This is a genomic window from Brevundimonas sp. Root1423, from assembly GCF_001426805.1.
The window spans coordinates 117,895-144,727 of the sequence record NZ_LMFL01000056.1 but is presented as its reverse complement, the minus strand read 5'-3'; the positions used below and the strand labels follow the sequence as shown (position 1 = coordinate 144,727).

The 26,833-nt window shown below is 71.0% G+C and carries 29 protein-coding genes; 8 read left to right on the top strand and 21 right to left on the bottom strand.

What is annotated here, in order from left to right:
• Positions 1-83: 83 nt before the first annotated feature.
• The 9 genes from ASD25_RS26160 to ASD25_RS26125 form a co-directional block, all read right to left on the bottom strand.
• A complete protein-coding gene (locus tag ASD25_RS26160; protein ID WP_055828485.1) occupies positions 84-917 on the bottom strand; it encodes a flagellin in 834 nt (277 codons plus the stop codon).
• A gap of 399 nt (positions 918-1,316) precedes the next feature.
• On the bottom strand, positions 1,317-1,769 hold the full coding sequence (locus tag ASD25_RS26155) for a hypothetical protein (protein WP_055828481.1): 453 nt from the start codon (positions 1,767-1,769) through the stop codon (positions 1,317-1,319).
• 5 nt (positions 1,770-1,774) lie between these two features.
• Positions 1,775-2,158 (bottom strand): M15 family metallopeptidase, encoded by a 384-nt coding sequence (locus tag ASD25_RS26150; protein WP_055828478.1) that lies wholly within the window; start codon positions 2,156-2,158, stop codon positions 1,775-1,777.
• Positions 2,155-2,418 carry a hypothetical protein gene (locus tag ASD25_RS26145; protein WP_055828475.1) on the bottom strand — a complete coding sequence of 88 codons (264 nt, stop codon included), beginning with the start codon at positions 2,416-2,418 and terminating at the stop codon, positions 2,155-2,157. The genes ASD25_RS26150 and ASD25_RS26145 overlap by 4 nt, the downstream gene beginning before the upstream one ends.
• Positions 2,415-2,582, bottom strand: coding sequence for a hypothetical protein (locus ASD25_RS30825; RefSeq protein ID WP_156376914.1), 168 nt, complete (start codon positions 2,580-2,582; stop codon positions 2,415-2,417). Before ASD25_RS30825 ends, ASD25_RS26145 begins: the two co-directional genes overlap by 4 nt.
• The gene (locus tag ASD25_RS26140; RefSeq protein WP_055828472.1) at positions 2,579-4,033 is read right to left on the bottom strand and encodes a DUF2793 domain-containing protein; all 1,455 of its coding nucleotides are present in this window, start codon (positions 4,031-4,033) and stop codon (positions 2,579-2,581) included. The genes ASD25_RS30825 and ASD25_RS26140 overlap by 4 nt, the downstream gene beginning before the upstream one ends.
• 282 nt (positions 4,034-4,315) lie before the next feature.
• Positions 4,316-5,047, bottom strand: a complete 732-nt coding sequence (locus ASD25_RS26135; RefSeq protein ID WP_055828469.1) for an anti-sigma factor domain-containing protein — start codon at positions 5,045-5,047, stop codon at positions 4,316-4,318.
• Complete coding sequence (locus ASD25_RS26130) at positions 5,044-5,601, bottom strand: sigma-70 family RNA polymerase sigma factor (RefSeq protein ID WP_055828466.1); 558 nt, start codon at positions 5,599-5,601, stop codon at positions 5,044-5,046. The genes ASD25_RS26135 and ASD25_RS26130 overlap by 4 nt, the downstream gene beginning before the upstream one ends.
• A gap of 60 nt (positions 5,602-5,661) precedes the next feature.
• Positions 5,662-6,135: a DUF4112 domain-containing protein gene (locus ASD25_RS26125; RefSeq protein WP_055828461.1), complete on the bottom strand. Its 474-nt coding sequence runs from the start codon at positions 6,133-6,135 to the stop codon at positions 5,662-5,664.
• 165 nt (positions 6,136-6,300) lie between these two features.
• On the opposite strand from ASD25_RS26125, the gene ASD25_RS26120 reads away from it, so the two are divergent.
• Positions 6,301-7,296 (top strand): endonuclease/exonuclease/phosphatase family protein, encoded by a 996-nt coding sequence (locus ASD25_RS26120; protein ID WP_082572627.1) that lies wholly within the window; start codon positions 6,301-6,303, stop codon positions 7,294-7,296.
• Here the strand turns inward: ASD25_RS26120 and ASD25_RS26115 are convergent.
• Genes ASD25_RS26115 through ASD25_RS26095 form a run of 5 tightly spaced genes read right to left on the bottom strand, consistent with a single transcriptional unit; the run spans position 7,277 to position 11,055 of the window.
• Positions 7,277-8,497 (bottom strand): CCA tRNA nucleotidyltransferase, encoded by a 1,221-nt coding sequence (locus tag ASD25_RS26115; RefSeq protein WP_055828458.1) that lies wholly within the window; start codon positions 8,495-8,497, stop codon positions 7,277-7,279. The genes ASD25_RS26120 and ASD25_RS26115 overlap by 20 nt on opposite strands.
• Complete coding sequence (locus tag ASD25_RS26110) at positions 8,494-9,156, bottom strand: CoA pyrophosphatase (protein WP_055828455.1); 663 nt, start codon at positions 9,154-9,156, stop codon at positions 8,494-8,496. The genes ASD25_RS26115 and ASD25_RS26110 overlap by 4 nt, the downstream gene beginning before the upstream one ends.
• The gene (locus tag ASD25_RS26105; protein ID WP_055828452.1) at positions 9,153-9,719 is read right to left on the bottom strand and encodes a DUF1285 domain-containing protein; all 567 of its coding nucleotides are present in this window, start codon (positions 9,717-9,719) and stop codon (positions 9,153-9,155) included. The genes ASD25_RS26110 and ASD25_RS26105 overlap by 4 nt, the downstream gene beginning before the upstream one ends.
• 42 nt (positions 9,720-9,761) lie before the next feature.
• Positions 9,762-10,247, bottom strand: a complete 486-nt coding sequence (locus ASD25_RS26100; protein WP_055829681.1) for a GNAT family N-acetyltransferase — start codon at positions 10,245-10,247, stop codon at positions 9,762-9,764.
• Positions 10,248-10,281: 34 nt separating this feature from the next.
• On the bottom strand, positions 10,282-11,055 hold the full coding sequence (locus ASD25_RS26095; RefSeq protein WP_055828449.1) for an enoyl-CoA hydratase: 774 nt from the start codon (positions 11,053-11,055) through the stop codon (positions 10,282-10,284).
• Positions 11,056-11,261: 206 nt separating this feature from the next.
• On the opposite strand from ASD25_RS26095, the gene ASD25_RS26090 reads away from it, so the two are divergent.
• Entirely contained in the window at positions 11,262-12,260 is a 999-nt protein-coding gene (locus ASD25_RS26090; protein ID WP_156376913.1) for a hypothetical protein, read from the top strand.
• A 40-nt stretch (positions 12,261-12,300) separates the two neighbouring features.
• On the opposite strand, the gene ASD25_RS26085 is transcribed toward ASD25_RS26090, so the two are convergent.
• Entirely contained in the window at positions 12,301-13,392 is a 1,092-nt protein-coding gene (locus tag ASD25_RS26085) for an MBL fold metallo-hydrolase (RefSeq protein ID WP_055828442.1), read from the bottom strand.
• A 136-nt stretch (positions 13,393-13,528) separates the two neighbouring features.
• Between ASD25_RS26085 and ASD25_RS26080 the strand changes: the two genes are divergently transcribed.
• The 5 genes from ASD25_RS26080 (at position 13,529) to ASD25_RS26060 (ending at position 17,925) form a co-directional block, all read left to right on the top strand.
• On the top strand, positions 13,529-14,488 hold the full coding sequence (locus ASD25_RS26080) for a hypothetical protein (RefSeq protein ID WP_235561709.1): 960 nt from the start codon (positions 13,529-13,531) through the stop codon (positions 14,486-14,488).
• Positions 14,489-14,597: 109 nt separating this feature from the next.
• Positions 14,598-15,395 carry an exodeoxyribonuclease III gene (xth, locus tag ASD25_RS26075; RefSeq protein WP_055828434.1) on the top strand — a complete coding sequence of 266 codons (798 nt, stop codon included), beginning with the start codon at positions 14,598-14,600 and terminating at the stop codon, positions 15,393-15,395.
• A gap of 3 nt (positions 15,396-15,398) precedes the next feature.
• Entirely contained in the window at positions 15,399-15,914 is a 516-nt protein-coding gene (locus tag ASD25_RS26070; protein ID WP_055828431.1) for a hypothetical protein, read from the top strand.
• A 130-nt stretch (positions 15,915-16,044) separates the two neighbouring features.
• Positions 16,045-16,953, top strand: coding sequence for a hypothetical protein (locus tag ASD25_RS26065; protein ID WP_055828428.1), 909 nt, complete (start codon positions 16,045-16,047; stop codon positions 16,951-16,953).
• Positions 16,954-16,956: 3 nt separating this feature from the next.
• Complete coding sequence (locus tag ASD25_RS26060) at positions 16,957-17,925, top strand: glycerophosphodiester phosphodiesterase family protein (protein ID WP_055828425.1); 969 nt, start codon at positions 16,957-16,959, stop codon at positions 17,923-17,925.
• 132 nt (positions 17,926-18,057) lie between these two features.
• Here the strand turns inward: ASD25_RS26060 and glyS are convergent, their stop codons facing one another.
• A complete protein-coding gene (glyS, locus tag ASD25_RS26055) occupies positions 18,058-20,355 on the bottom strand; it encodes a glycine--tRNA ligase subunit beta (RefSeq protein ID WP_055828422.1) in 2,298 nt (765 codons plus the stop codon).
• Complete coding sequence (locus ASD25_RS26050) at positions 20,355-21,242, bottom strand: glycine--tRNA ligase subunit alpha (protein WP_055828420.1); 888 nt, start codon at positions 21,240-21,242, stop codon at positions 20,355-20,357. Before ASD25_RS26050 ends, glyS begins: the two co-directional genes overlap by 1 nt.
• A 242-nt stretch (positions 21,243-21,484) precedes the next feature.
• Here ASD25_RS26050 and ASD25_RS26045 point away from each other — a divergent pair, with 242 nt between their 5' ends.
• A complete protein-coding gene (locus ASD25_RS26045; RefSeq protein ID WP_055828418.1) occupies positions 21,485-22,222 on the top strand; it encodes a polysaccharide deacetylase family protein in 738 nt (245 codons plus the stop codon).
• Between the two features lie 143 nt (positions 22,223-22,365).
• Here ASD25_RS26045 and ASD25_RS26040 read toward each other — a convergent pair whose 3' ends face one another.
• From ASD25_RS26040 to ASD25_RS32505, 4 genes are all read right to left on the bottom strand, one after another.
• The gene (locus tag ASD25_RS26040) at positions 22,366-23,289 is read right to left on the bottom strand and encodes a hypothetical protein (RefSeq protein WP_055828416.1); all 924 of its coding nucleotides are present in this window, start codon (positions 23,287-23,289) and stop codon (positions 22,366-22,368) included.
• A gap of 104 nt (positions 23,290-23,393) precedes the next feature.
• On the bottom strand, positions 23,394-24,410 hold the full coding sequence (locus ASD25_RS32510) for a fasciclin domain-containing protein (RefSeq protein WP_156376912.1): 1,017 nt from the start codon (positions 24,408-24,410) through the stop codon (positions 23,394-23,396).
• A 149-nt stretch (positions 24,411-24,559) separates the two neighbouring features.
• Complete coding sequence (locus ASD25_RS26030; RefSeq protein WP_055828412.1) at positions 24,560-25,426, bottom strand: 4-(cytidine 5'-diphospho)-2-C-methyl-D-erythritol kinase; 867 nt, start codon at positions 25,424-25,426, stop codon at positions 24,560-24,562.
• A gap of 3 nt (positions 25,427-25,429) precedes the next feature.
• Positions 25,430-26,221, bottom strand: coding sequence for a M48 family metallopeptidase (locus ASD25_RS32505; protein WP_235562888.1), 792 nt, complete (start codon positions 26,219-26,221; stop codon positions 25,430-25,432).
• Positions 26,222-26,833: the final 612 nt, after the last annotated feature.

The window sequence follows — 26,833 nt, the reverse complement described above, 5'->3', positions numbered from 1 at the left end:
GGGGCTGAGCCCGCGGCTTCCTATAAAGGGACTGGATCGGTCGGGCGGGATCCGCGTGGGACCCCGCCCTTCCGGGTCGATCCTTAGCGGAACAGTCCGAGCAGGATGGAGGTCGAGGAGTTGGCGATCGACAGCGCCTGCACACCCAGCTGTTGCTTGGTTTGCAGGGCCTGGAGTCGGGCGCTTTCCTTGGCCAGATCGGCGTCCACCAGGTTGCCCACGCCGGTTTCCAGGGCGTCCTGGAGCTTGCCGACGAAGCCGAGGTGGGTGGTGAACGACTTGGAGCCGGTGCCCAGGCGAGCCAGGGAGGCCGAAACCTTGTCGATCGACGCGTTGACCAGACCCAGGGCGGTCGTGGCCAGGGTCGAGGTGCCGATGGTGGTCGTGGCGGTGACCGTGACGTTCGCGCCGCCCAGCGACAGGTTTTCACCCGCCACCTTCAGAGTCGAACCCGCGGTGTTGGCGAGGGCCTTGTAGCCGCCGGTGCCGGTCGAGTTGTCCAGCAGGTTCACGCCGTTGAACTTGGCGTTGGCGACGACGGTCGCGATCTGGTCGCGGATAGCCTTGAAGTCTTCGTTCAGGGCCGAACGGGCCGAGGTGGTCAGGCTCTTGTCCGTGGCGGACAGGGCCTTTTCCTTCAGCTGGCTCAGCAGATCGGAGACCGATTCGCCGGCGGCCAGGCTGACGTCCACGGCGGAAGAGCCGCGGTTCAGGCTGTCCTTGACGGCGTTCAGGGCGCCGATTTCTGCGCGCTGGCTGGTGGCGATGGCGAAGATGGCGCCGTTGTCCTTGGCGGACGAGACGTTCTTGCCGGTGCTGATGCGATTTTGAACCGTGGCCAGTTCACTGTTCGTGGACTGAAGGTTCTGAAGGGCGATCTGCGCGCCGATGTTCGTGTTAACGCTGTTCAGCGCCATGACGATATTCCTTGTTTCAAGGTGTCCGACGCCATTTTGGCTGCCGGGAGCATTTTGCTCGCAGCTATCGCAGCAAGGACGGGACCAGTCGCCAGACCGGCATGCCGGACGGCCGATCGTTGTTTTTGCTGCGTTAGTTCCTGTTAAGCACGTCGCGGACCCGGCAGAATGTGCCGGGTGGACGGCAAGAACTGCCCGGTCGCCCTGCAGTTTGTGCCTCCGGCGCGTCCCTACCGCCGCATCCACGGCCAGAGGCGACGCGGCGGCTCCGCCCACCGGTCGAGCAGGGCGCGCTCGGCCAGCAGGGTCTCGACCGCCAGGCTGCGGGCGGCGTCGCAAAGAACAAGGGCCCCTCCCCGTGCGGCGTAGGACGCCTCGAGGTCGGATACGTCAGGCGCATCAGGAAGCCGGTCCAGCCGGCAGGGCGTCGTCGCCGCCGCCGGCAGGATCAGCCGGGGCGGCGGCGCAGACGGCGGGGGCGAGATCGCACAGCCGGCGATCATGCTCGCGCAGACGGGCGGCGCGAGCGGGGTCCAGCGGGAGAGAGGCGTCATGGGCGCTCCTGGCATGGTCAGCGGCGCGGCCGGTCGCCCGGGCGACCGAGACGGCCTGTTGATGATGGATGTCGATGCGGCGCGCCTGGTCGGCCGCGCCCTCGACCTCGAGCCGGCGCGCGGCCGCGTCGGAGTCCGCCGCCGCGGCGCGGGCTTCGGCTGCGGCGAGACGATGGTCGGCCAGGCCGAACGGGTCCCAGCGAAGCCCGAGGCCGCGCCCGAACGCCAGGAGGGCGACGACCGCAAGCGCCACGGCCAGACCCCAGCCCGGCGGCGTCAGCGCGCGAAGGATGGCCAAGGCCCTCACGGGAACGCCTTCCGGTCCAGCTCGAAATGAGGGCCGTCGCGCAGGGTCGGCCAGTCGCCGCCCCACACGATCGCCGTGCCCTGGCGCGCGGCGGCCGCCTTGAAGGCCGCGGCGATGCGCGGATACAGCGGCCAGTCCCAGCGCACCTGGCCGTCGACAAGGGCCGCCACGTCGACAGCGTGGCCAGTCAGGTGACGCGACTTGCGGGTGCGGCTGGCCCCGGCGCGCACAAGAGCCGCCTGCCGCTCAGGCGTGCGCAGCCCTTCGGTGACCATGAAATCGACCGGCGTCAGGGCCGAGGCCTCCTTGACCAGGGCCACGAGCCGGGGGTGCACGCCCGCCAGCCGTTTCAGCGAACGTTCGGACAGGCGGAAGCTCATGACCGCCTCCCCGGCAGGGCGCCCAGGCTGGCGATCAGCTGCTGCGCGGTCGGCGCGACGAGGTACAGCACCATGGTCAGGGCCAGCAGCGCCATCAGGCCCCGGGCCAGAGCCGGCGCGGCCTCCGGCGGCGTCGCGGCGATCAGCCGGTCCAGCAGCAGCCAGGCCCCGCCGCTGGTGGCGAAGACATAGAGCCTGCGCCACAGCCAGCGGCCCTCAGCCAGAGTGACGGGCGCCTCTTCGGGCGGGAAATCGGTCATCGGACGTCCTCCGGATCGTCAAGGCTGCAGCCGGCGCGACGCCAGCCGTCGACGCCGTGGGTGAACAGATCGGCGTCGGTCAGGCGGCGGGGGACGTCCCACGCCTCCTCATCCAGCAGCAGGGCGTCACGCCAGTCGTCATGAGAGGTCAGGGAGCGGGTCATCCGAGCGCCGTGATCCAGACCACGCCGGCGGCGCCCGAGCCGCCGACGCCTCCAGCCGTTACGCCGGCCCCGCCGCCGCCGCCGCCCGCGCCGGCTCCTCCGCCCGCGCCCCCGGCATGGCCCGTCCCCGCGGCGACCGCGCCCCCGCCGCCTCCCCCGCCGCCAGCCCAGTGAAGGGCGGGTTGGGGGGCGGCCGCGCCCGCCGTTCCAGCGCCGGATCCGCCCGCGCCGCCGGGAGCCTGAACCGCCAGACCGCCGCCGTCGCCGCCGGCTCCGCCGGCCCGGACGACGCCCGCGCCATCCAGTCCTCCCCCCGCTCCGCCGCCGCCCGGTCCATCCGGCCGGTCCCGGTCCCTGCCCGGCGCGCCGGCTGTCGCGACGCCTGAGGCGCCGCCGGCGTTGGACGCGGGCGCTCCGGCGCCGCCGACGCCTCCTGCCCCGCCCGCGGCTCCGTCCTGACCGCCGCCGCCTCCGGCGCCCTTCAGCAAAACCACGCCGCCCAGGGAGACGACGCTGTCAGCCCCGTCCGCGCCCGATCCGCCCGCCCCGACCTCGATCGTCAGGCCGGCGCCCAGCAGATCCGCCGGCCACGCAGCGCGGCTGACGCCGCCCGCCCCGCCCCCGCCGCCCCCCGGACGCGCGCCCGAGCCGCCGGACGCGCCGCTTCCGCCCCCGCCGCCGCCGCCCACGGCCACCGCCTCGACGCTTCGCGCCCAGACGGGCGGCGTCCAGGTTCCGGATGCGCTGAACACGGTCACGGACCGTCGGACGACGCCGCGGGTGAAGACCGCCCGGCCTGTCGCCCGCTCGACCGAAAAGACGTCGCGCCAGTCCGACCCGTCCGCGCTGACCTTCAGCCTGAGGTCGTCGTCCCCCACCAGCCCCAGCTCCGCCCGGCCGCCGTATCCGCTCTGGAACACCAGCGACAGGACGTCGCCCGCCGTCTCCTTGTTGAGCGTCAGCCGCAGGTCGCCGGTGCCGCCGGACGCCGCCTCCCGGGCGGTCCACAGGGCGTTGTTCAGCCTGGCGAGGAAGGGGTTCCAGCTGTCGGCCGTGGCGCCGAGGCCCAACCGGCCGAGATCCTGGATTTCCCCCAGCCTCCGGCCCAGGGCGACCCAGCCGTCCCAGTGGCGCACCACCAGCTCGGCCGCATCCCCGACCAGGACCACCAGCCCGTCCGGGGCCGCGACCGCCGTCCAGCCGCCGCCCTCGGCCCGCACCAGCGTCCCGGCCGGGCGGGCGCCCCAGTCCGCGCCAGTCGCGCCGGCGGGCAGGATCCACAGGGCGCCGTCCGTCGGCGCGGTCGGCTGGGCTGTCGTCGTTCGGCTGACCACCGCGGTCTGGACCAGGGCGTCCAGCCGGGTCAGGGCCTCGTTCAGGGTCACATGTTTCTGCATCTGCCCGGCCGCCAGATAGGGCAGCTCCAGCCGGGCGCTGTGGTCGTCGCTCATCGTTGTCTCCGCACGGTTTGTCGGAGATCAGTGTGGGGGCGGCGCTTCCTGCGGCTGGCAAATGACGCTGGTTCCGGTCGAAAACCGCGACAAATCAGTGGCCTGACGTCCGAAAGTCGTCTGGTTCAGCGGGAAAGGTTAGCGGGGAAGCCGTAGTGGAAGGGCTGGACGGCCTCCCCGCCTGACGGGCCCGTTGGCTGTCAGGACCATGCGGTGCGCTCGCGCGCGACCGCAACGGACTCGTCGCAGCCAGCTACGGGCCGTCCGCGCGCGCGGATGCGATCAGAGACGCTGAAGTTCGCCCGAAGCGACGACGGGCCCGTCGGGATGATCCGGCGGCGGCGTGTGGCCGGGGGCCTCCATGGAGACGGCGACCGCATTGGCCTGGCCGGCCTTGCCGGACAGGGCCCGGCCGAGGTTGTGGCGCGAGGTGGCCGAACCGTCGATGGCGCCGACCAGCTGGACCCCGCCCTCGGGCATGACCAGCCACAGGTGCGGCACCCGCGTGTCGCCGGCCATCTCGGTGGTCGGCGCCAGATACAGTTCACCGGTGCCGGGGTCATAGGCGATGGTCATGGCCGCCGCCCCGTTCTCGAGCGTCAGGGTGGCGACGCGCGTCACCGCCACGGGCGCCGCCGGCGCGGGAGCCGGCGGAACCGGAGACGGCTGGGCCAGCAGCACGACGACCGCCGCCAGACTGGCGGCCAGCAGGCCGGTGGAGCCCACGGCCCACGTCCGCCAGAAGGCCAGCCGCCGGTTGTCATTGGCGGCGACGGGCGGCAGGCCGGCCTCGACGCGCGGCCAGACGTAGGGGGACGGCGCGACGGGCGCAGTTCCGTCCGCCAGACCGGCGAGATGTTCATTCCACGCCTCGACCTCGGCCGCGAAGCCGGGATCGGCCGCCTCGCGCGCCCGGGCGGCGGCCTCCTCGGCGGGCGACAGGACGCGCAGGGCCAGTTCGCCGGCCAGGGCCCGGTCCTCGTCCATGCCTTCGGTGTCGGTCGGATCGGTCATGAGTCGAGACAGGCCCTCAGCCGCATCAGCCCCCGCCGGATCCAGCTCTTCATCGTCCCCAGCGGCACATTCTCCCGCGAGGCCAGGGCGTCATAGGTGACGCCCTCGAGGAAGGCCGTGCGGATGGCCCCGCCCGTGCGGTCGTCCAGTTCGCCGAGACAATCGTTCAAACGGCGGACGTCGTCGCCGGACTCCAGCGCCTGGGCGGGCGACGGCGCGTCATCGGCCACCTCGAAGGCGTCGTCGATCGGCGTCGCGCCGCGCATCGCCGTTCCGGACCTCAGCCGGTCGATCGCGCGGTTGCGGGCGATGGTCACCAGCCATGTGATCGGGCTCGCGCGGGACGCATCGAAGCTCCCGGCCTTCCTCCACACGGTCAGATAGGTGTCCTGCAAAACGTCCTCGGCCAGTTGGCGGTCAGCCAAGATACGCAGGGTCACGCCCAATAGCTTCGCGGAGGTCGCGTCATAGACGCGGCGGAAGGCGGCGCGGTCGCCCTGGCCTGCCTGGCCGAGGGCCATGGACAGTTCATCGCGGGTGAGGATGGAACTCATACAGGCGTCCGTCGAACCATAGGCGGGACCAGACGTCGCGCGCCGTCTTTCGTCAAGCCGTCAGTCATGCAGATAGACGATGCGGCGAAGCTTCGGGTTCCGGCGCATGTCGGCAAGGTGGCGGTCATGATCCCCCGAAGCCCGGGACTCGCGCTCGCTGGCCTCGACCCAGTGGGTGCTCTCGATGTCCTTCTGCAGCGCCTTCGCCGCCATCAGGTGGCCGGGAAAGAAGAAGTCGACCACGTCGGGGGCGAAGGGGATCACCTCGCCGACGGCCGTGGTGGCGCTGTCGAGGCCCAGATAGCCGATCATGCGCATCAGGGTGGACGGCGTGGCCCTGGCCTTGCCGGCCTGGACCAGCAGCCAGCCGGCGGCCCCGACGCTGTAGACCGTGCCCACAACGGGGATCCAGGTCAGCAGACCGTCAAGACCGATGCCGAACGGGCCGATGCCGACAGCCCGGTCCGACAGCTTCTTCACGCCCTCGACATTGGACCAGATCTTCTCGATATCCGCGACGGACCGTCTGGCCATGCCTGCCCCTCTCCAGTTAAGCGAGACCGTAACGCGCCATGANCGCAGACCGAGTGGCCAGCCAGGCCGTGACGCCCTCGACATTGGACCAGATCTTCTCGATATCCGCGACGGACCGTCTGGCCATGCCTGCCCCTCTCCAGTTAAGCGAGACCGTAACGCGCCATGACGAMCCCCGTTCACCCTGAAAGRCAAGGACCGCACATCAGCGACCTGTGGGCAGGACGACGACGTATCGAAACGCTGTTTCAGCTGGCCCTGACAGCGCCGCTGCTGCTGGGCCTTCTGGCGCTGTCGGGCGTCGGCCACCGCTGGGTGGACATCCTGTTCCAGTTCACCGCGCCGGTCCTGATCCTGACCGTCCTCCTGACGGCCGCCATTGTCGGCGCCCGGATGTGGGCGGCGACCCTGCAGGGGCTGGCTGCGATCGTCGTACTGGCCCTGGCGGTGGCTCCGCAATGGTTTCCCGCCTCGGCCCCGCCCCGTCCGGGCGCTCCGCTCGTGCGCATCTATTCCGCCAATGTGCAGGCCCTGAACACGGATGTGGACGCGATCAGGCTCTCGCTCCTCGCCGCCAGCGCCGATGTCGTCGTGCTGATCGAGGTGGGAGACGCCCCTGCGGCGCGGCTGGACCAGGTTCTGGCGGACTATCCGTACCGGATCGCCAGTCCGCGCATCGACCGTCCCAGCGGCGCGGCCCGGTCCGTTGTCGCCTCGCGCTGGCCCTTGACGGCGATCCGCGACCGGCCGGACGGGCTGCACGCGGTCGGAGCCACGGCCCGGACCCCGTTCGGCCCGCTTAACGTCGTCGGCGTCCACCTGACCCGGCCATGGCCGTTCCAGGAGCAGTGGGGCCAGATCAGCCAGACCATGGCGCTGGACGCCGTCGTGTCGGACCTGAGCGGGCCGGTCGTCGTCGCCGGTGACTTCAACAGCGTGTCCAGCGCCCGCATCGGCCGCCAGATCCGGCGCGAGCTCGGCCTGCACCCTGCCCCCGGCTTCCCCGGCACCTGGCCCAGCGCCGCGCCGTCCGTGTTCGGGGTGACCATCGACCAAGTCTACCGTTCGCCCGATCTCGCCTTCGTCAGCCGCCGCCTCGGCCGTCCCAGCGGCTCGGATCACCGTCCGGTGGTGACCGAAGTCACCCTCGCGGCGGATTGACCAGCGCGGCCAGCCGTTCGGCATGGCCCTCGGAGGGGAAGTCGTCCGCGATCCAGCCTTCCTCGAACGCCTTCAGCAGACGGCCGGTTTCCGGGCCCGGCGGGACGCCCAGCCGCGCGATCTGACGGCCTCCGACGGGCAGGCCGGGCGGGGTCCAATCCCGGGCCAGGGCGATCAGGCGGCGCGCGGCCTCCGCCCGGTCCGGCGTCTCCGTCCAGCGCCGGTACAGGGAGTCGGTGACGGCGCGGGCGCCATGCCGATAAATCGTGGCCCGGGCCGCCGCCTCGCTCATGGACAGGTCCACGGACGGGAGAGCCGTCGCACCCTGCATCAGCCGGTCCCTGACGGCGTTGGCCAGCCTTAGCCGCGCCGAAACGCGCTTCGCCACCTCAACATCGGCGGGCAGCAGGGTCATCAATCTCAACACCGGATCGCCGCTCAGGTCGACGGCGGCCTCGAACAGCGCGCGTGAGGTCGCCTTCGGCAGAACATGGCCCAGCACCCCGGCCGCATCCATCGCCGTCATGGCCGGGCGCGGATCCGGCGCCGCCAGCAGTTTCATCAGCTCCTTGGACACCCGTTCGGCCGACAGGCGGTCCATGCCCGCCGCCCGCTTGCGGCACGCCGCCAGGGCCGCCGCGTCCGGCTCCCCCCGCCCGTACCAGGCGAAGAAGCGGAAGAAGCGCAGGATGCGCAGATAGTCCTCGGTGATCCGCGTCTCCGCATCGCCGACGAAGACGATACGACCCGCCTCCACGTCCGCGACGCCCTGGCCGGTGGGATCGAACACCTGACCGTCGGCGTCGGCATAGAGGGCGTTCAGGCGGAAATCCCGCCGCGCCGCGTCCTCGGCCCAGTCATCGGTGAAGGCCACGGTGGCGTTGCGGCCGTCGGTCGAGACGTCCCGCCGCAGGGTGGTGATCTCGAACGGCGTGCGCTCGCTTATCGCCGTCACCGTCCCATGGGCCATGCCCGTGGGCACGGCCTTCAGTCCGGCGGCGCGGATGGCCCTGTCCGTGTCCTCGGGCTTCAGCGTCGTGGCGATGTCGATGTCGTCGACCGGCACGCCGAGCAGGGCGTTGCGCACGCAGCCGCCGACAAAGCGCGCGCAGCCGGGACCGCCCGCCGCCTCCAGCGCCGCCATCACCGCCCGGGTCGAAGAGGCGGCCAGCCACGGCTGGTCGGTCAGGCGAAGGGTCATGCCGCGTCCTCCGCCGCCGCCGCTTCCGGCGCGGCCTCGTCGTCATACAGCCGCGCGTGCAGGGCGCGGATGATGCCCGCCGTCACGCCCCAGATGTAGCGCTCGCCGAAGGGCATGGCCCAGAAAAAGCGCGGCGGCTGGCCGTCCCGTTCGTACGAATCCTGGCGGTGGTTCGCGATGTCCATCAGGAAATCCCACGGGACCTGGAACACCTCGGCCACCTCGCCCAGGGCGGGCGTGGTCCGGGGCGATCGGCTCAGCCACCCGACGACCGGGGTGACCAGAAAGCCCGTGCCGGTTTCATAGGCCTCGCCCACCCCCAGAACCTCCACCAGCCCCGGGTCCAGCGCCACCTCTTCCATGGCCTCGCGCAGGGCCGCCTCGACGGCGGTCTCGCCGGGGTCCAGCCGACCGCCCGGAAAGGCGATCTGGCCCGTGTGGCTTGCCAGGCTGTCGGACCGGCGCGTCATCAGCACCGTCGCCCCCTCGGGCCCGGCGATAACGGGGATCAGCACCGCGGCGGGCCTCAGCGTCCGCTCGGGCCGGACCGCGCCCGGGTTCAGGTCGAAGTCCGAGCGGGTGGCGGCTCCGTCCGGGCTCCAGTCCGAGGCCGGCTCCAGCCGCTCGATCAGCCGCGCGCGGAGTGTGGACAGGCTCATTCCACCCCCGCCCCGACGGGGCCGAGGGCGAAGGCCGCGCCGTTGGAGCGCACCGTCAGCCGCCCGTCCTCGACCTCGGCCATCTCCACCAGTTCATAGAAGACCGGGCGGGCGATCCGCGCCCACAGATCGGCGCGCACCCGCACCGAGGGCGCGGGCTCGCCCGTCGCCGGATCGGTCTGAACGACGATGGGATGGTCCGGACCGGCCTCGGCCTCGTCGCCGACGTCCGTCGTGAAGACCAGGGCCGCGCCGCGCCGGGTCACGGACACCGCCCGGAACGGCAGATCCTCGACTGTGATCGACAGCTTCTCGCCCGGCGTGACCAGCACATGGCCGTCGTCGTCCTTGCGCAGCACGGTCGAGAACAGCCGCACCAGCTCGGCCCGGCCGATGGGCGAGCCCTCGTGCATCCAGACCCCGTCGCGGCGGATGACGATGTCGATCTCGCCGCAATGCGCCGGATGCCACAGATGCACCGGCGGCAGACCCCGGCCCGGCGCCTGCTTCGCCGCTTCGGCGACGGCGGCCAGTCCGGTGTTGCTGTCGGCGGGAGAAGCCATGGGTCCAGACTTAGGCGTCGCGACGGCGACGGCAAACCCCTTCTATCGGACGGGCCGAACCAACCCCGTGGGCGAACCCGCGCCGCGCCACAGCACGCGGCCACGGTCCACGGGCCCCCGCAGCTGTACGTCTGGCGCGACGGAAAAGCCGAACCGCTCGAAATAGCCCATGTCGCCGACCAGCAGGATGTCGGTTCCGACGCTGGCGGCATGATCGACGCAGGCCTGCACCAGGTCCGCGCCCAGCCCGGCCTTGCGGCTGTCCGAGGCCACCGCGATGGGTCCCAGGAACAGGGCCGGCGTGTCGCCGACCGTGATCCGCCACAGGCGCACCGAGCCGATCACCCGTCCCTCGTCGCGCGCCACGAAGCCGGCGGCGACGCCGGCCCGCTCGCGCAGCCGCTCGGCCGTCTTGGCGAACCGGCCCGGACCGAAGGCGGCCAGCACCAGCGCTTCGACCGCCGCGGCGTCGGCGGGAGTCTCGGCTTCGATGCGCACGGGCGCCGGTTTGGGCAGGGGGTCGAACATCAGGCGGCGCAACTAGGGCCGTCGCCCCGGCGAATCAACCGGCTTTCGAGAAATCGGGTGCGCGCTTCTGGCTGAAGGCCATGAAGGCTTCCATCGCCTCGGGGCTCTTCATCTGGCTGCCGAAGACCTCGCCCTCGCGCTGCATCAGGGCCCAGAGGCGTGCCGAATCCCGCATCAGCGCCTTGGTCTTGCGGATCGAATTGGGCGCGCGCGCCGCCAGCTTGCCGGCCAGCTCGAGAGCCGTCGCCTCGACCTGATCGGCCGGGACCGCGCGATTGGCGAGGCCCCAGGCCAGCGCCGTCCGCCCGTCGATCGGCTCGCCCAGGGCGAAGATCTCGAACGCCCGCTGATGGCCCAGAACCGCCGGCAGAAGCAGGGACGAGGCCGCCTCCGGCGCCAGGGCCAGGTTGATGAAGGGCGCCGACAGCAGGGCGTCCTCGGCCACCACCACCATGTCGCAATGCAGCAGCAGGGTCAGGCCGATGCCGACCGCGCGGCCGCGCACCGCCGCCACCGCCGGCTTGTCCAGCTCGGCCAGGGCCTTCAGGAAGCGGAACACCGACATGTCCAGCGGCTCGCCGGTCTGCGATCCGATGGCGATGAAGTCGGCGATGTCGTTTCCGGCCGAGAAGCTGTCGCCCTCGCTCCGGAACAGGAGCACCCGCACGGCGTCGTCGGTCCGGGCCCGCTCGGTCGCCTCGGACAGGGCGGCGTACATCGCCTGGGTGATGGCGTTCTTCTTCTCGGGACGGGCGAGGGTGACCGTCAGGACGCCGTCGGCGACACTCGTCTGAACGTGCCTATCCATCGACCGTCTCCGTGCTCAGCCGAGGTCCCGCGGATCGCCTCTCTCGTGCTGAAGGTCCTGATAGACCGCCGCAGCCCCCCGACCAACCGGGATAATCGACTGGCGTCCAGCAACCGGAAGGCGATCCAATCAGCTTCAACAGGTATTTTCCTTGCATCACGGCGGTTCGTGAGATGATGTAATGCTGCAACATCAGGGGCACGGTCATGAAGCGCTGGGTTTCTCTTTACTCCATCGCGGCCGGCATGGCGGGGGCGCTGCTGGTCGCATGCGTCGCGACACCCAGCTTCGCACAACTCGGATCCGCCCCGATGGGCGCAGGCGATGGCCGCAGTTCCGGCGTAGCGGAAGCCGCGGGTCCGTACCTTGAAAGCGTCACCGCTCCGATCCGCAGCGTCACGCCGTCGCGCCTGCGCAATCTCGAGCGGCGCGAGTTCGAGGCCGAAGATCTCGAGCGCAGACGTCTGGAAATGGACGACGGCCGGATACGGGCGGACATTGACGCCCAGCTCGAACAGGCGGGGATTGTTTGCGGGGTCCGGGGCTTCAGGCGGGTGGGCACCACGCCCGATGCGCAGTCGATCTACGAGGCCGCCTGCGGGAATGGACCCGGCTATGTGGTGATCAACGGCGTCGAGCCCCGCGCCACCAGCTGTCTGGTGCTGGCCGGCGGCGCCGCCAGCGCCCTCCGCCGCGACCCGAACGCGACCGTCGGGGCCCAGTGCACCCTGCCCGAGAACCAGAACGGTCCGCAGGTGATCGGCGCCTGGGCGAGAGAGGCGGGCGTCGCCTGCCGGGTCGACCAGGCGGAATGGCTCGGACCCAACGAAGCCGGCTTCGACGTCTACGAAGTGGGCTGCGACGGCACCGAAGGCTACTGGCTGGAAAAGGCGGCTTCGGGCTGGTCGCTGGCGGGGTGTCTCCAGGTGAGCGCCGAAGGTCAGAGTTGCCGGTTCACCGCGCCGGGCGAGCAACATGCCTGGATGCGGGCCCGCCTTGCGGGCACCCCGGCCGAGGGCTGCGACGTCGCCGAGATCCGCATGATCGGCGTCTCCGCTCTGGGCCGCCATTACGAGACCCGCTGCCGGGCGCCGGGCCAGGGCTTTGTCGTTCGCATCGAGCGGGAGGGACAGGCGGCTGACGTCACACCCTGCACCGAGGCGGAGGACTGCGCCCTGACCCTCGCCGCAAGGTCAGAGGGTTAGTCGCCCGGCCTTCCGGCCGGTTCGGCGCGAGCCGGATCGGCTACGCCGCCTCGTCCTTGCCGACCAGCGTCCACCAGTCGACGCCGTCCGCGTCGCGCGTGCCGCTGACCCGCCCCCGTCGCCGCAGATAGTTCAGATGCGCCAGGGCCTCGCCGGTCGCCATGCCGCGCACGCCGTCGCCGACCGGTCGCGCGAACAGGGCGCCGAAGACATCGACCGCCCGTTTCGGCTCCCTCAGCGACTTCTCCAGTCGCTTCAGCGCCGTCATATGGCCCCGTATCAGGGCCTCCAGCCGCGTATGGGCGCCGCGGAACGGCTCCCCGTGCGACGGCAGCACGAGCACATCGTCGGGGAACACCGTCTTCATCCGCTCGAGCGACTCGAGCCAGTCGCCCAGCGGGTCCGCGTCCGGCTCGGTCGGCCAGACCGACACGTTCGACGATATCCTCGGCAGTATCTGGTCGCCGCCCAGCACCACCCCGTCCCCCTCGCGCCACAGGCAGGCGTGTTCCGGACTGTGCCCCTCGCCCACCACCACCCGCCAGTCGTGGCCGCCGATGGGCAGGCGATCGCCTTCGCGCATGCGCACATAGCCCGAGGGCAGGGGCGACACCGCCCGTCCGAACTGGCCGTACTCGCGGCGGTATGTCTCGACCTGGGTCTCGTCCCACCCGGCGGCGCGATAGTGGACAGCCCCGGCCTCCGGCGCTGGCTGGCCGGTGTCGGCCAGCAGCATCCGCCCGGTGACATATTCGAGCCGGGTCATGGTCAGGGGGACGCCGAACCGCTCGCACAGCCAGCCCGCGAGCCCGATGTGATCGGGATGCATATGGGTGCAGATCACCTGGGTGACGGGTCGCCCGGCCAGGGGGCCCGCCAGCAGGGCGTTCCATCGTTCGCGCGTGTCCGGGATGTTCAGCCCGGTGTCGATCACGGCCCAGCCGTCACCGTCCTCGATCGCATAGACATTGATGTGGTTCAGGGCGATCGGCATCGACAGCCGCATCCACAGCACGCCCGGCGCGACCTCCACGGCCTCGCCGAAGCCCGGCGGGTCGCCGAACGGGTAGGTCAGGCCGCGCGTCCCCGACGCGGCCTCGCCCGCTTGAGCGTTCAGAGCGCCGTCCGCCAAGTCCGTCTCCAATCAAAACTGAGGCCAGTTAAGCCGAAGCGACGGCACGCGTCCAGCGCCGTCACGGCCGCGCCTTGACCCCGCCACAACAGCCCGCCAAGGGTGCGCCACGGTTTTCCCCATCCGGAGTCTCATCGTGTTCCACAGAATGTTGCCCGTCCTGGCCGGCGGCGCCGTCGCCCTCGCCCTCCTGACGGCCCACCCGGCCCTGGCGCAGGACCCCGCCGCTCCGGCCGGCGGCCAGAGCGACGCGGATCGCGCTGCCGGCGCCATCAACGATCGCAATGAGCGCAACCAGCGCAACCGTCGGCCGCAGCGCCCGGCCGCGCCGGCCGCCCCGACGCCGGAAGAGATCAAGGCCGCGGCCCAGGCCCAGGCCACGGCCGCGGGTCTGACCTGCCAGGTCACCGAGGCTTCGAACCCCGGCGTGACCGCCGAACAGGTGAAGATCTATGAAGCCGCCTGCGCCACCGGCCCGGGCTATATCCTGATCGCCTCGACCCCGCCCCAGAGCTTCGACTGCCTCGAACTGGCCGGCACCGCCTACACCGCCCGGCTGCGCGACCCCGCCGCCGACGTGGGCCAGCAGTGCATTCTGCCCGCCAACCAGAACGGCCTCGCCGTTATCGGCGGCTGGGCCCGCGAGGCCGGCGTGACCTGCACCGTCGACGAGGCCGTCGCCATCGGCAAGAGCGACGACAACAACATCGTCTATGAGGTCGGCTGCGCCGGCGCCGACGGCTACTGGCTGGAGAAGGTCGCCACCGGCTGGAAGCTGCAGGACTGCCTGCAGATCGCCTCGGCCAGCGGGACCTGCCGCTTCACCACCGCCCGGGAACAGGCCGACGGATTCGAGCCCAAGCTGGCCGGCACCGAGGCCTCGGCCTGCGACGTGACCCAGGTGCGCCTGATGGGCTCCAACGCCAACGGCCGCTTCTACGAGGCCAAATGCGCCGCCGAGGGCGAGGGCTTCATCGCCCGTGTCAACAACGAGGGCGTGACCCAGCAGATCTATCCCTGCGCCACCGCCCAGCGCATCGGCGGCGGCTGCACCCTGACTCCGGCTCCCGCCGCGGCTCCGGCGCCCGCCGAGTAAGCCCGGGCCCGGCCCTGACGAAGACGACGCCCCGGGGTCCGCCCCGGGGCGTTTTCGTTTGCACGATCCGGCTTCACAGACCGGGCCGACACGCCGTACTCATGGCGCCATGCGCATCGCCACCTGGAACGTGAACTCGGTCAACGCCCGCCTGCCGACGGTGCTGGCCTGGCTGGAGGCGGCCAAGCCCGACGTGGTCGGCTTCCAGGAGATCAAATGCCTGGACGAGAAATTCCCGCGCGAGGCCTTCGAATCCCTCGGCTACAACGTCGAGACCAACGGCCAGAAGACCTATAATGGCGTCGCCCTGCTCTCGAAATACCCGCTGAGCGACGTGCGCCGCGGCCTGCCCGGCGTCGACGCCTCGGGCTTCGAGGCGGAGTTCGAACAGGCCCGCTATATCGAGGCTGTGATCGAGGCGCCCCGCCCCGTCCGCATCGGCTGCCTCTACCTGCCCAACGGCAACCCGATCGGAACGGAGAAATTCGCCTACAAGCTGGCCTGGATGGACCGGCTTCAGGCCCATGCGAAGGACCTGCTGCGCCAGGAAGAGGCCTTCACCCTGTGCGGCGACTACAACGTCATCCCGACGCCCGATGACGCGAAAAACCCGTCCGCCTGGGTCACGGACGCCCTGTTCCAGCCCGAGAGCCGCGCCGCCTTCCGCGCCCTGAATCACCTCGGCCTGTCCGAGGCCGGCGCGCTCGGCAAACAGCCGCCGGGGACCTACACCTTCTGGGACTATCAGGCCGGGGCCTGGCAGCGCGACCACGGCATCCGCATCGACTTCCACCTGCTGTCGCCCCAGGCCGCGGACCGCTTCGTGGGGATCGAGACCCACCGCGACGCCCGTGACATGGACAAGCCCTCCGACCACGTCCCCGTCGTCGTCGAACTGGAGGACTAGGCCGTGGCCGATGTGCTCCGGGTCATCCTGCTGGTCGCGCTGGCGACGGCGGCGCTGACCACCGCCGCCCTGGTGCTGGCCTGGTGGATGGAGCCGGTGCGGCGGATGAAGCGGGCGCTGCTGAAGTCACTGGGCGCCGTGCCCGAGGCCGAGGCGCTGTCGCCGGCCGAGGGTCGCGCCGCCGGACTCGACTTCGACGGCGCCCAGGTGGCGGTGCTGTGGAACCGGGGCGGCTCGGGCCTCGTCTACGCCTTTGACGAGATCGAGGGCGGCGAAATCATCGTCGACGGCCATGTCGTCGCCCGCGTCCGCCGCGGCGAGACCCGCAAGGCCCTGGACGTGCTGGCTCCGGAGGCCGAGCAGGTCACCCTGCGCCTGTTGTTCGCCGACGCCCGCCATCCCGAGTTCGAACTGGCCCTGTGGGACGCCGCCCTGCCCGTCCAGACCGGCTCGCCCGGCGAGGCCCTGCGGCTGGGCCGCCGCTGGCTGTCGCACCTGGAAGCGCTGCTGAAGGGGTGACCGGAAACCCGGCGCGTCAGCGCGGGAAGGTTCATCGCCGCGGCTGATTTGGGTCCCTGCCATTGCCGCTGCACCGGCCGGACGGGTAGAACCCCCCATCCCTGTTGTCCTGAGTATCCGAGGAGCCTCCGTGGCCCGCCTGTTCGACGCCTATATCATCGCTGACTGGACCGCCGCCGAGGGCAAGAAGCTGGGCGACGGCTCGGTGTGGATCGGCGTGGCCAAGCGCGACGTGCGGTTCCGCCTCTATACCGAGACCCACAACGTCGCCACGCGCGCCGAGGGCGAGAAGCTGCTGGTCTCGCTGCTGGCCGAGCACAGGAAGCGCGGCGATCGGGTGCTGGTCGGGTTCGACTTCAACTTCGGCTATCCCGCCGGCACGGCCGCGCGGCTGAAGCTGACCGGGACGCCCGCATGGTCGGCGATGTGGAAATTCATCGCCTCCAACGTGGTCGACAAGGCCGACAACACCAACAACCGCTATCAGGTCGCCGCCAAGATGAACCGGCTGATGACCGACGAGGCCTGGCCCCTGTGGGGCGCGCCCGCCAATCAGGCGCAGCGCTGGCTGACCACGACGAAGCCGCCCGCGGGCGCCGGCGCCGACATTCCGGAATACCGGGCGACGCAGGACGCCGTGCGCAAGGGCAAGCTGCAGCCCAAGTCGGTGTGGCAGATGCACGGCGCGGGGGCCGTCGGCGGCCAGACCCTGGTCGGCATTCCGGCCGTCCGCCGCCTGCTGGAAAGCCTCGGCCCCTCGGGCGCCGTCTGGCCCTTCGGCACGGGCTGGCGCGCGCTGGACACGGCCGACGTCGAGCCGCTGTCCGCGCTGGTGGTCGAGGTCTATCCTTCGATGTTCGATGCCAGGCCGAACCCCGGCGAGTTCAAGGATCAGGCCCAGGTCCGCGTCACGGCCGAGCATTTCGCGAAGCTGGACGAGGCCGGAACCCTGTCCGCCGCCTTCGCCCCGCCCAAGGGCGCGGACGAGGCCCTGATCGCGAAGGTCGAGCAGGAAGAAGGCTGGATTCTGGGAGCCTGACGGCTGGCCCGGCCCCTGATCATCGCCCATCGCGGGGCCTCGGGCGAACGGCCGGAGCACACCCGCGCGGCCTATGAGCGGGCCATCGAACAGGGCGCGGATTTCATCGAGCCCGATCTGGTGATGAGCCGGGACGGCGTGCTGATCGTGCGCCACGAGAACGAGATCGGCGGCACGACGGATGTCGCCGCCCGGCCAGCGTTCGCGGCCCGCCGGGCTACGAAGACGGTCGACGGGCGAGCCGTGACCGGCTGGTTCGCCGAAGACTTCACCCTCGCCGAGCTGAAGACCCTTCGCGCCCGCGAGCGCCTGCCCGAACTGCGTCCCGCCAACACCGCCTCCGACGGGCGGGAGCCGATCCTGACCTCCGACGAGGTGCTCGACATCGCCGCCGTGGCCGGCGTGGGCGTCGCGCCCGAGCTGAAGCATCCGTCGTATTTCGCCGCCCTCGGCCTGCCGATGGAGGAGGCGTTCGTGGCCGCGCTGGAACGGCGCGGCCTGACTGGCGCGGACGCCCCCGTCATCACCCAGTGTTTCGAGGTCGGCGCCCTGCAGCGCCTCCGGACCCGCATCGCCGCGCCGCTGCTGCAGCTGGTCGCCGCCTCGGGCGGGCCGTTCGACCGGACGGAGCTGGACTACGCCGCCATGACGACGCCCGAGGGCCTCGCCGACGTCGCGGCATACGCCGACTGGATCGGCGCCGACACGGCCCTGATCGAGCCGACGCCCGGCGCCCCGACCCGCCTGATCGCCGAGGCCCACGCCGCGGGCCTGAAGGTCGCCGGCTGGACCTTCCGCGCCGAGAACGCCTTCCTGCCGGAGGGCGACCGGATCGGCGACGCGCCGGCCGGGCACGGGCGACTGCGGGAGCGGCTGGCCCGGTTCGCGGGCTACGGGCTGGACGCGGCCTTCATGGACCAGCCCCGATATTCCCTTCCCCCTTTACGGGGGAAGGTGGCAGGCGAAGCCTGACGGATGGGGGCTGCGGCGCCCCGGTAGTCCGCCAAACCTTCCGACCCGCGCAGCCTGAAGCCAACTGGAGAGCCCCCATCCGTCTCGCTCCGCGAGCCACCTTCCCCCGCAAAGGGAGAAGGAATCGGAGAGTTACCCCGCGATCTGTCCGAAGTCCGCCACCCGGCCCATCACCGCGCGGACCTGTCCCAGCAATTTGAGGCGGTTGTCGCGTTCCGCGGCTACGTCGGAATTGACCATCACCGTGTCGAAGAAGGCGTCCACCGGAGCCCGCAGGCGCGACAGGGCCGTCATGGCGGCGGCGAAGTCCTCGGTCTCCAGCGCCGCGTCGACGGCGGTCGATGCCGCCGCCACGGCGAAGGCCAGGGTCGTTTCGGCCTCGGGCTGGTTCGGCAGGCCGGTGTTGACCATGCCTTCGGGCAGCGGGCCCTTCTTCTCCTCGGCCTTGAGGATGTTGGACGCCCGCTTGTACCCGGCCAGCAGATTGGCCCCGTCCTCGGTGGCGAGGAAGGCGTCCAGCGCCTCGACCCGCCGCACGATGCGGACGAGATCGTCGTCGCCCAGCGCGAAGACGGCGTCGACGAGATCGTGGCGCTTGCCCTGATCGCGGAGAAGGACCTTCAGGCGGTCGGCGAAGAAGGTCAGCCAGCCCGAGAGGATTTCATCCGGCGTCGTGCGCTGTTTGCCAATTCGAAGGGCAAAGCCGTCATCCAGATGCTTCCAAAGGCCTAGAACGTGGCTCTTGACTGCCTCGTTCTGCTTCCGAAAGTCCTCAACAAGCTCGGCTTCAATCGAAGGCGTCAATCGACCGTGCTTTTGAAGGTCGTGAAGGACGTTTTTCAGGACAGAGTCATTCACGAACTTCGTGGGAATTGAGGTCGAAGACTTCTCGTCTCCTTTGGACAGCGATGCCTCGGCTCCCCAGAAAACGATCCAAGGCAAGCTGTTCCGGTAAAGGTCCGTCAATTCGACCCGGATGCCGTTCTCCAAGATCAACCTGATAACGCCCAGCGCTGCCCGGCGGAGAGCGTACGGATCCTTCGAACCCGTAGGCTTCTCGTCGATTGCGAAGAACCCAACCAGCGTGTCCAGCTTCTCCGCAAGCGCCACGGCCACCGTCAGCGGCGCCGTCGGCACCGAGTCTGCGGGCCCCTGCGGCTTGTAGTGGTCGCGCACCGCGTCAGCGACGACGTCGGGATGATCGAAGGCGCGGGCGTAGTAGCCGCCCATGACGCCCTGAAGCTCGGGGAACTCCCCAACCATGCCGGAGGACAGATCGGCCTTGGCCAGACGCGCGGCTTGGTCGGCCTGATCCGGGTCGGCGCCGATCAGCGGCGCGATCCCGCGGGCCAGGGCGGCGATGCGGTCGACACGATCAGACAGCTTGCCCAGCCTGGCGTGGAACGTCACGCCTTCCAGCTTCTTCAACCAGGCGTCGAAGCCGGTCTTCAGGTCCTCGTCCCAGAAGAAGCGGGCGTCGTCCAGGCGGGCCGACAGGACGCGGCTGTTGCCGGCGGACAGGGCCTTGCCGCCGTCGGTCGCCTCCACATTGGCGACCACGACGAAATGCGGGGCCAGGCCGTGGGTCGCGGGGTCGCGGACGGCGAAATATTTCTGGTGGACCTTCATCGACAGCCGGATCACCTCCGGCGGCAGGGTCAGGAATTGCGGGTCCATGTCGCCCAGGATCGGCGTCGGCCACTCGGCCAGCCCCGCCACCTCGTCCAGCAGGCCGTCGTCGTCGACCAGCGCCAGCCCCCGGGCCGCGCAGGCCGCCTGGGCGCCCTCGAGGATGCGAAGCTTGCGGTCGACGACGTCCAGCAGGACGAAATCGCTCTCCAGCTTCGCCCGGTAGTCGGCGAAATCCCTGACCGCGAACGGCCGGCCACAGCCGAGGAAGCGATGCCCCTCGGTCAGGTCGCCGCTTTGGATGCCGTCAATCTCGAACGGGACCACATGGCCGTCGAACAGGGCCGTGATCCGCTTCAGCGGCCGGATCCATCGCAGCGTCCCCGAGCCCCAGCGCATCGACTTGGGCCATGGGAAGCCGCGGACGATGCCGTCGACCATCTCCGGGATCAGCACCGTGGTCGCCCGCCCCTTCTGGCTCAGCACCGCGAACCAGACGCCGTCGCGTTCGCTCAGCTGGTCCTTCGTCAGGCCCGTCTTGCGCAGGAAGCCGTCCAGCGCCTGTTCCGGCGCCGAGGTGCGGGGGCCCTTCAGCTCCTCTTCCCGGTCCGGCGTCGCGGCCGGCAGGCCCTCGACAACCAGCGTCAGCCGCCGCGGCCCGGCGAAGGTCGTCAGCGCCTCATACGTCAGCCCGGCCGCCTTCAGCCGCTCGGCCGCCATGCGTTCGAGGTCGCGCGCGGCGCCCTGCTGCATGCGGGCGGGGATCTCTTCCGAGAACAGTTCGAGAAGGAGCTGGGCCATTACGCGCGCCCCCTTTCCTGCTCGACCCATTCGACAGCGCAGGCCTTACACAGGTCCCGGATACGCCCGATGTAGCTCTGGCGTTCGGCGACGGCGATGGCCCCGCGGGCGTCCATCAGGTTGAACAGATGGCTGGCCTTCAGCACCTGGTCATAGGCCGGCAGCACCAGCGCCTGGTCCTGCGGCCCCTTCATCTCGAGGAAGCGCGACACCTCGACCACCATGTCCTCGAACCGGCGCTTCAGGCCGTCGACGTCATAGCCGTGGAAATTGGCTTCCGACTGCTGGCGCTCGTTCTCGAGGAAGACCTCGCCGTAGGTCAGGCCCTCCCTGGTGAACTTCAGATCATAGACGTTGTCGACGCCCTGGACGTACATGGCCAGACGCTCCAGCCCGTAGGTCAGCTCGCCCGAGACCACGTCGACCTCGATCCCGCCGACGCCCTGGAAATAGGTGAACTGCGTCACCTCCATGCCGTCGCACCAGACCTCCCAGCCCAGACCCCAGGCGCCCACGGTGGGGTTCTCCCAGTCGTCCTCGACGAAGCGGATGTCGTGCAGCTTCGGATCGATGCCGATCGCCGCCAGCGAGCCGAGATACAGCTGCTGCAGGTTCTCGGGGTTCGGTTTCAGGATCACCTGATACTGGTAATAGTGCTGTAATCTATTGGGATTTTCGCCGTAACGGCCGTCACCGGGGCGACGGCTGGGCTGGACATAGGCGGCCTTCCACGGGCGCGGTCCGAGGGCGCGCAGCACCGTCGCGGGGTGCAGGGTCCCGGCGCCGACCTCGATGTCATAGGGCTGCAGGATGGCGCAGCCCTGATCGCCCCAGTATTTGTGGAGCGTCAGGATCAGGTCCTGGAAGGCGAGCGGTTCGGTGGTCACAGGCGGGCTTTTTCGTCCGGGGAAGAAGGCGGCGGACCCTAGACGGCCAGACCCGCACGGAAAAGCCCTCCCCTCGAGGGGGACGGTTGGGAGGGGTGAAGGCACGACGACGCCGATAGGTCCGGGAGACCCGGTCGGAGTCTTCGTGCGCCACAGCGGAAGACGTACGCCCACCCCATCCCCCGCCCCTTCCCCCTCGAGGGGAAGGGGAGTGTTAAGCGGGATTTGGTATCAACCGGGCCATGAAGCTGATCGACCAGATGCGCCGCCGCGCCGCGCGCTATCTCGACATCGACCCGGTGACGATCGCCTCGCCGCGCGGGGTCTTCTCGCTGAGCTTCGACGACATACCCGCCAGCGCCTGGACCGAGGCCGGACCGGTGCTGGCCCAGCACGGCGTCAAGGCGACCTACTATGTCTGCGGCGGTCTGGCCGGCGGGCGCAACATGGACCGCGACCAGTTCACGGCGGCGCACCTGCAGGCGCTGCACGCGGCGGGGCATGAGGTCGGCTGCCATACGTTCGGTCACACCAGCGTGCTGCGCATGGATGCCGAGGCGCTGGGACTGAGTCTGGACGCCAATGCGGCCTGGGTGGCCGAGCGGCTGGACGGCCACCGGATGACGACCTTCGCCTGGCCCTTCGGGGACGCGACGCTCGGGGCCAAGCGGGTGGTGCGCGAACGGTTCGCCATGGCGCGCGGGGTGCGCGACGGGGTCAACGCCGGCCGCGAGGACCGGGCGCTGATCAAGTCGATCGGGCTGGAGAGCCGTCGCCTGCCGCACTACGACCTCGAGGCGCTGATGGCCGAGACGGGGGCGTCGAAAGGCTGGCTGAACGCCTATGGCCATGACGTGTCGGACCGGCCGACGGACTATGGCTGCACCCCGGACGATCTGGACCGGGTGCTGCGCGCGGCGAAGGCGGCGGGGCTGGAGGTGCTGCCGGTCGGGGCGGCCTGGGGCGTGGTGCGCTCATAATCCGTGCATCCCGGCGAAAGCCGGGACCCAGTCCTGTCCAGTTTGACGCTGGCGTTTCAGGATTGGCGGGCGCGGATCACCGGTTCCGCCGCATCACCCAAAGCACCGGGTCCCGGCTGTCGCCGGGATGATCGGAGATAAAATCAGGCCGCTTCCGCCAACCCCTGCGCCTTGCGCGCATCCGCCCACTTGATCAGCGCGGCTCTCGGCCAGGCCACGATCCACGATCGGGCGGTGTATTCGCCCTTCTCGATCAGGGCGGCGCGGGTCGGCGACGATGTCGCGGCGCGCTGGGTGTGGATGTCGCCCGGGCCCTGATGCAGCAGGAAGGCGCCGTGCTTCAGCGGGTTGACGCGCAGATAGGCGAGGCGCGGGCTGATCCGCTCCAGCGGCGGATCGTAGAACCAGCTGGAGCCCAGCATGCCGGCCATCTCGGGCCGGCGCTTGCAGATTTCGGCCGCCGTCGCCCAGGCGCGGTCCCAGCCGGCCTCGTTGAAATCGGACAGTTCGCGGGCCTCGGTGTGCACCTCCAGCCACGGCTTCCAGGCCTTTGCGGCGGCATAGGCCGGGATCACCGACCAGCCCCAGCCCTCGCGGGCGTGGCGCAGCACCTGTCCGGGCCCCATCGGCGACGACAGGTCGATCATCTGGGTGCGGGCCCCGGGCACGCTGAGGACCAGCGAGATGCGCACGTCCTTGGCCCAGTAGTCGCGGTCATAGGGATCGGCGGCGGCGGTGAGGAAGTCGGCCAAACGCTGGATCCATTCCGGATACAGCTCCAGCACGGCGGGCGGCAGGTCGGCGGCGGGCACCCGCGCCGGCAGTTCCAGCGCCCAGACGGCGATCAGGGCGCGGCGGTGATCGTCGGTCAGGGTGGAGCCGAAGGCCTCGGCCAAGGCCGCTTCGGCGCGATGGCCGGGCTGGTCGAAATCCCAGTGCGGGGCGGACGCCTCGGCTGCGGCGGCGGCGGCGGCCTTCAGCGCATGAATCCGGGCGCGGTCTTCCGCCGGGATCCGGTTGAGCACGGCCTCGAAGGCGGCGATCTGGGACCGGGAGAGCGTTTCCATGGCCGCAGGGTAGCAAACACCGGTTGTCCGGCGGTTAAGGCCGGCGGCGCACGGCAAGACGGCGGCGGACGCGGGTCCGCCGCCGTTCGGGGTTCAAGGCCGGATCAGCCGCCGGGCGACGGCGTGGGCGCGGGGGTGTCGTCGTCGTCATCCGCCGGATCGGGCGTATCGACCGGCGGAGTCGGACGCGAGGGGTCCGGCTGGGCGTCCACCTGTCCGTCGGTCGGATTGGGCACCGGCGGGGCGGCGATGGTCGTGGTGGTCGCGGCCGGCTGGCCGTTCGGAGCCACCGTGCCGGGAGCCGCCGGACGCGTCGTGGCTGTAACCCCCGGCGCCGTCGCCGCCGCGGGGGCGGGCGTTGCGGCGGGGGTGGCCGCGGGCGGCGCCGGCGTCGCGGCCGGAGCGGGGGCGGCCGGCGTCGCCATGGACCGGGCCGGGTTCAGGACCTTGTCGATGGCGAAGATCGCGCCGTTGGAGGCATCGATGTCGGCCCGGGTGATGGTCGCGCCGTCGATGCGCAGCGCCTCGCCGGTGCCGTCCAGCAGGACCTGGGTGCGGCTGGCGGTTTCGACGCCGCCCCTGGCGCCGGTGATCTGCGACGAGGAAACGTCGGCGACGATCACATGATAGAGCAGCAGGGTCCGCAGCTCCGCGGCGTTGGCGGGGTCCATCAGCCGCGTACGTTCCGCCTCGGGCACGGCCGCGAAGGCGGCGTCCGTTGGGGCGAAGATGGTGACGGCCGGGCGCGACTTGAGGATTTCAGTGAGCTGAGCCTGATTCAGGGCGGCCAGGAGGGTGGTGAAATCGCCCTGGGCGGTCAGGACATCGATGACATTGCCGGCGGCCGCCGGAGTCGCGGCCTGGGCGGGCGCGGCGGGCGTGGCGGGTGTGGCAGGCCGGGCTGGCGCGGCCTGGGCCGGAGGCGCGGCCTCGTCGGCCGGTTCGGCCGGCCGGGGAGCTGGCGTGGCCGGCGTGGCGGCGACCGCGGGCGTCGCCGGGGTGGCCGGGGTCGCCGGAACCGGCGTGGGGGCGGGCGGTACGGGAGCCGTCTGGGCGAAGGCGGCGGGCGCGGCGAGCAGGGCGGTCGCGGCGGCGGCGGTCAGCAATCGGAGGCGGAGCATGAATTCATCCCTTCTGGTGCGGACGGTCGCAAAGGGAGGGAGGGCGCGGCCGTCCGTAACGGAACCTGCAGCGTGAAAGACCTGGGCGGGGCCTCAGTTCCATTCCGGGGGTCGTCCACGGCCCGCCTGTCGACCTGCCGGCGCCCGATCTAGCGCAGCGTGGTCGACCGCACCCACCAGCCGGGACGGGCCAGGATCGGGCTCCGGGCGGCCGCGGCGGCGGCCTCGGCCGTGTCGAACAGGGCGAAGACCGTGGCCCCGGAGCCTGACATCCGGACCAGACGTACGCCGGGCAGTCGCGCCGCTTCCGTCAGGGCCTCGCCGATGGCGGGTTGCAGTGCGACGGCCGACGCCTCGAGATCGTTTCGTTGCGCCGTCAGCCAGTCGGCGACGGTGGTCGGGCGCCAGTCTGCGGGAGCCGCCGGGCGGTCGGGCGATCCCGCCCCGCGCCCGTCAAAGGCGCGGTAGACAGCCCCCGTCGGCGACGGCTCGCCGGGGTTGATCAGAACGGCCGGCAGCGGCGGCAGGCGCGGCTCGAAGGTCAGCCGGTCCCCCCGCCCCTCGGCCCAGGCGGCGCGGGCGTGCAGGCACATGGGACCGTCGGCACCGATCCCGGCGGCGACCTCGGCCAGGGCGGCATCGTCGAGCGTGAGGCCCAGCGCGTCCCGCGCGCCCTTGAGGGCGGCGCCCGCGTCGGACGAGCCGCCCCCCAGTCCGGCGGCGATCGGCAGCCGCTTGTCCAGGGTCACGGCCACGGGCGGGTCGCCGGCACCCGTCGCCTGGCCCAGAGCCCGCAAAGCCTTGAGGATCAGGTTATCGCCCCCGTCGCCCAGCCCCGCGCCGAACGGGCCGATGACGGTCAGCGACAGCCGCTCCGCCCGTTCGACCGTCACCCCGTCGCCGACGTCGGCGAAGGCGACCAGACTGGAGAGCGGGTGATAGCCGTCGGCGGCCACGGGCCCGACGTGCAGGAACAGATTGACCTTGGCGGGGGCCAGAAGACGAACCGGCGCCATGCCTCAGGGCTGGCCGCCGCTGGACAGGGGCGTCGGCTCGGGCAGTCCCCGGAGCAGCTTCTGCTCCACCCCGGTGCGGCGTTCCGCGTCGGGCTCCAGCGTCAGCACCCGGTTCCATTGCCATTCGGCCTCGCGGCGACGGCCCACCTGCCAGTAGGCGTCGCCGAGATGATCGACGATCTCGGCGTTGCCGGGCTGTTTGCCGACGGCCTCTTCCAGGGTCTGGACCGCAATATCGTACTGGCCCTGGCGGAACTGGGCCCAGCCCAGGGAGTCCTGGATATTGCCGTCCTCGGGCCGGGCGGCATGGGCCCGGGCCAGCATCTCGGCGCCCTCGGACACGCGCCGGCCGCTATCGACCCACAGATAGCCGAGATAGTTCAGAATGGTCGGGTCGTTGGGCTGGGCCTGCAGCGCGGCCCAGAGTTCGGCCTCGGCCTCGTCGATCCGACCCAGTTTCTCCAGCACCGCGCCTCGCAGGAAGCGGAACTGCGGCGGTTGTCCGGAGACGTTGAGCGTGGGCCGGTTCAATATCTCGAGCGCTTCACCCTGCCGGTTCATACCGTCGAGATGGGTGGCGAGCGTGAAGGCGAACGCCGCCTGGTTCGGCGCTGCCGCGTCCGCGCGCCGGAAGGCCTCCAGCGCCGCCTCGTCGTCGCCCTGTGCGCTCAGCGACATCGCCAGGCCGACCTGGGCCCGCGCGTAGGTGATGGGATCGGCCCGGCCGACGCGCGAGAACGCCGCCTGGGCCAGGAGGGGCTGGTTGTTGCTGAGGCTCTGGGCCAGTTGCAGCACGGTCAGATCGTCGGGGTGCAGGCTGTCTGCGAGACGCAGATAGATCGCTGAAACCTCATGGTTCTCGCCCGCGGTGGTCTGCAGGGCGGCGAAGACGAGGGCGTCCGAGGCGCGGCGCGGCGTGCCGNGAGCCAGCACGCGCGCCCGCCCGCTGGCGGCCCTGGACTCCGGATTTCCGCCGGTCAGGGCCGCATCGTAGACGGCCAGCGCCTCGTCGCGCCGTCCCTGCCGCTCAAGAAATTCAGCATAGTCGAGCGCATAAAGCATCGCGCCCGCGGGCGCCGCCATCAGAATCCTGTATTCGGCGTCGGCGTCGGCGACGCGGCCGCGGCTTTCCAGCAGGCTGGCCCGCTGCTGGTGCAGGATGAGGCCGGCGGGATCGGCGGGCGGCGCATCCACGACCTTCAACGCCGTCTCCCAGTCGTCCGCGGCCGCCGCGATGGTCGGGGTCAGATAGCGGGCGGCCGGGGCGAAAATCTCGAACGGGCCGGCGGTCAGCAGGGCGAGGCTCTGGCGGGCGTTTCCGACCCGCAGGGTCTCGACGACCTCGATCAGCCGGCCGACCTCGGCCAGTTGCGGCGTATCGGCGACGGTCGGCGTCAGACGGGCCAC

Bases quoted from the DNA above. Each gene is read 5' to 3' on its own strand.
- ASD25_RS26160 (WP_055828485.1), bottom strand. From the start codon at position 917: ATGGCGCTGAACAGCGTTAACACGAACATCGGCGCGCAGATCGCCCTT.
- ASD25_RS26150 (WP_055828478.1), bottom strand. From the start codon at position 2,158: ATGAGCTTCCGCCTGTCCGAACGTTCGCTGAAACGGCTGGCGGGCGTG.
- ASD25_RS26145 (WP_055828475.1), bottom strand. From the start codon at position 2,418: ATGACCGATTTCCCGCCCGAAGAGGCGCCCGTCACTCTGGCTGAGGGC.
- ASD25_RS30825 (WP_156376914.1), bottom strand. From the start codon at position 2,582: ATGACCCGCTCCCTGACCTCTCATGACGACTGGCGTGACGCCCTGCTG.
- ASD25_RS26140 (WP_055828472.1), bottom strand. From the start codon at position 4,033: ATGAGCGACGACCACAGCGCCCGGCTGGAGCTGCCCTATCTGGCGGCC.
- ASD25_RS26135 (WP_055828469.1), bottom strand. From the start codon at position 5,047: ATGACCGATCCGACCGACACCGAAGGCATGGACGAGGACCGGGCCCTG.
- ASD25_RS26130 (WP_055828466.1), bottom strand. From the start codon at position 5,601: ATGAGTTCCATCCTCACCCGCGATGAACTGTCCATGGCCCTCGGCCAG.
- ASD25_RS26125 (WP_055828461.1), bottom strand. From the start codon at position 6,135: ATGGCCAGACGGTCCGTCGCGGATATCGAGAAGATCTGGTCCAATGTC.
- ASD25_RS26115 (WP_055828458.1), bottom strand. From the start codon at position 8,497: ATGACCCTTCGCCTGACCGACCAGCCGTGGCTGGCCGCCTCTTCGACC.
- ASD25_RS26110 (WP_055828455.1), bottom strand. From the start codon at position 9,156: ATGAGCCTGTCCACACTCCGCGCGCGGCTGATCGAGCGGCTGGAGCCG.
- ASD25_RS26105 (WP_055828452.1), bottom strand. From the start codon at position 9,719: ATGGCTTCTCCCGCCGACAGCAACACCGGACTGGCCGCCGTCGCCGAA.
- ASD25_RS26100 (WP_055829681.1), bottom strand. From the start codon at position 10,247: ATGTTCGACCCCCTGCCCAAACCGGCGCCCGTGCGCATCGAAGCCGAG.
- ASD25_RS26095 (WP_055828449.1), bottom strand. From the start codon at position 11,055: ATGGATAGGCACGTTCAGACGAGTGTCGCCGACGGCGTCCTGACGGTC.
- ASD25_RS26090 (WP_156376913.1), top strand. From the start codon at position 11,262: ATGAAGCGCTGGGTTTCTCTTTACTCCATCGCGGCCGGCATGGCGGGG.
- xth (WP_055828434.1), top strand. From the start codon at position 14,598: ATGCGCATCGCCACCTGGAACGTGAACTCGGTCAACGCCCGCCTGCCG.
- glyS (WP_055828422.1), bottom strand. From the start codon at position 20,355: ATGGCCCAGCTCCTTCTCGAACTGTTCTCGGAAGAGATCCCCGCCCGC.
- ASD25_RS26045 (WP_055828418.1), top strand. From the start codon at position 21,485: ATGAAGCTGATCGACCAGATGCGCCGCCGCGCCGCGCGCTATCTCGAC.
- ASD25_RS26040 (WP_055828416.1), bottom strand. From the start codon at position 23,289: ATGGAAACGCTCTCCCGGTCCCAGATCGCCGCCTTCGAGGCCGTGCTC.
- ASD25_RS32510 (WP_156376912.1), bottom strand. From the start codon at position 24,410: ATGCTCCGCCTCCGATTGCTGACCGCCGCCGCCGCGACCGCCCTGCTC.
- ASD25_RS26030 (WP_055828412.1), bottom strand. From the start codon at position 25,426: ATGGCGCCGGTTCGTCTTCTGGCCCCCGCCAAGGTCAATCTGTTCCTG.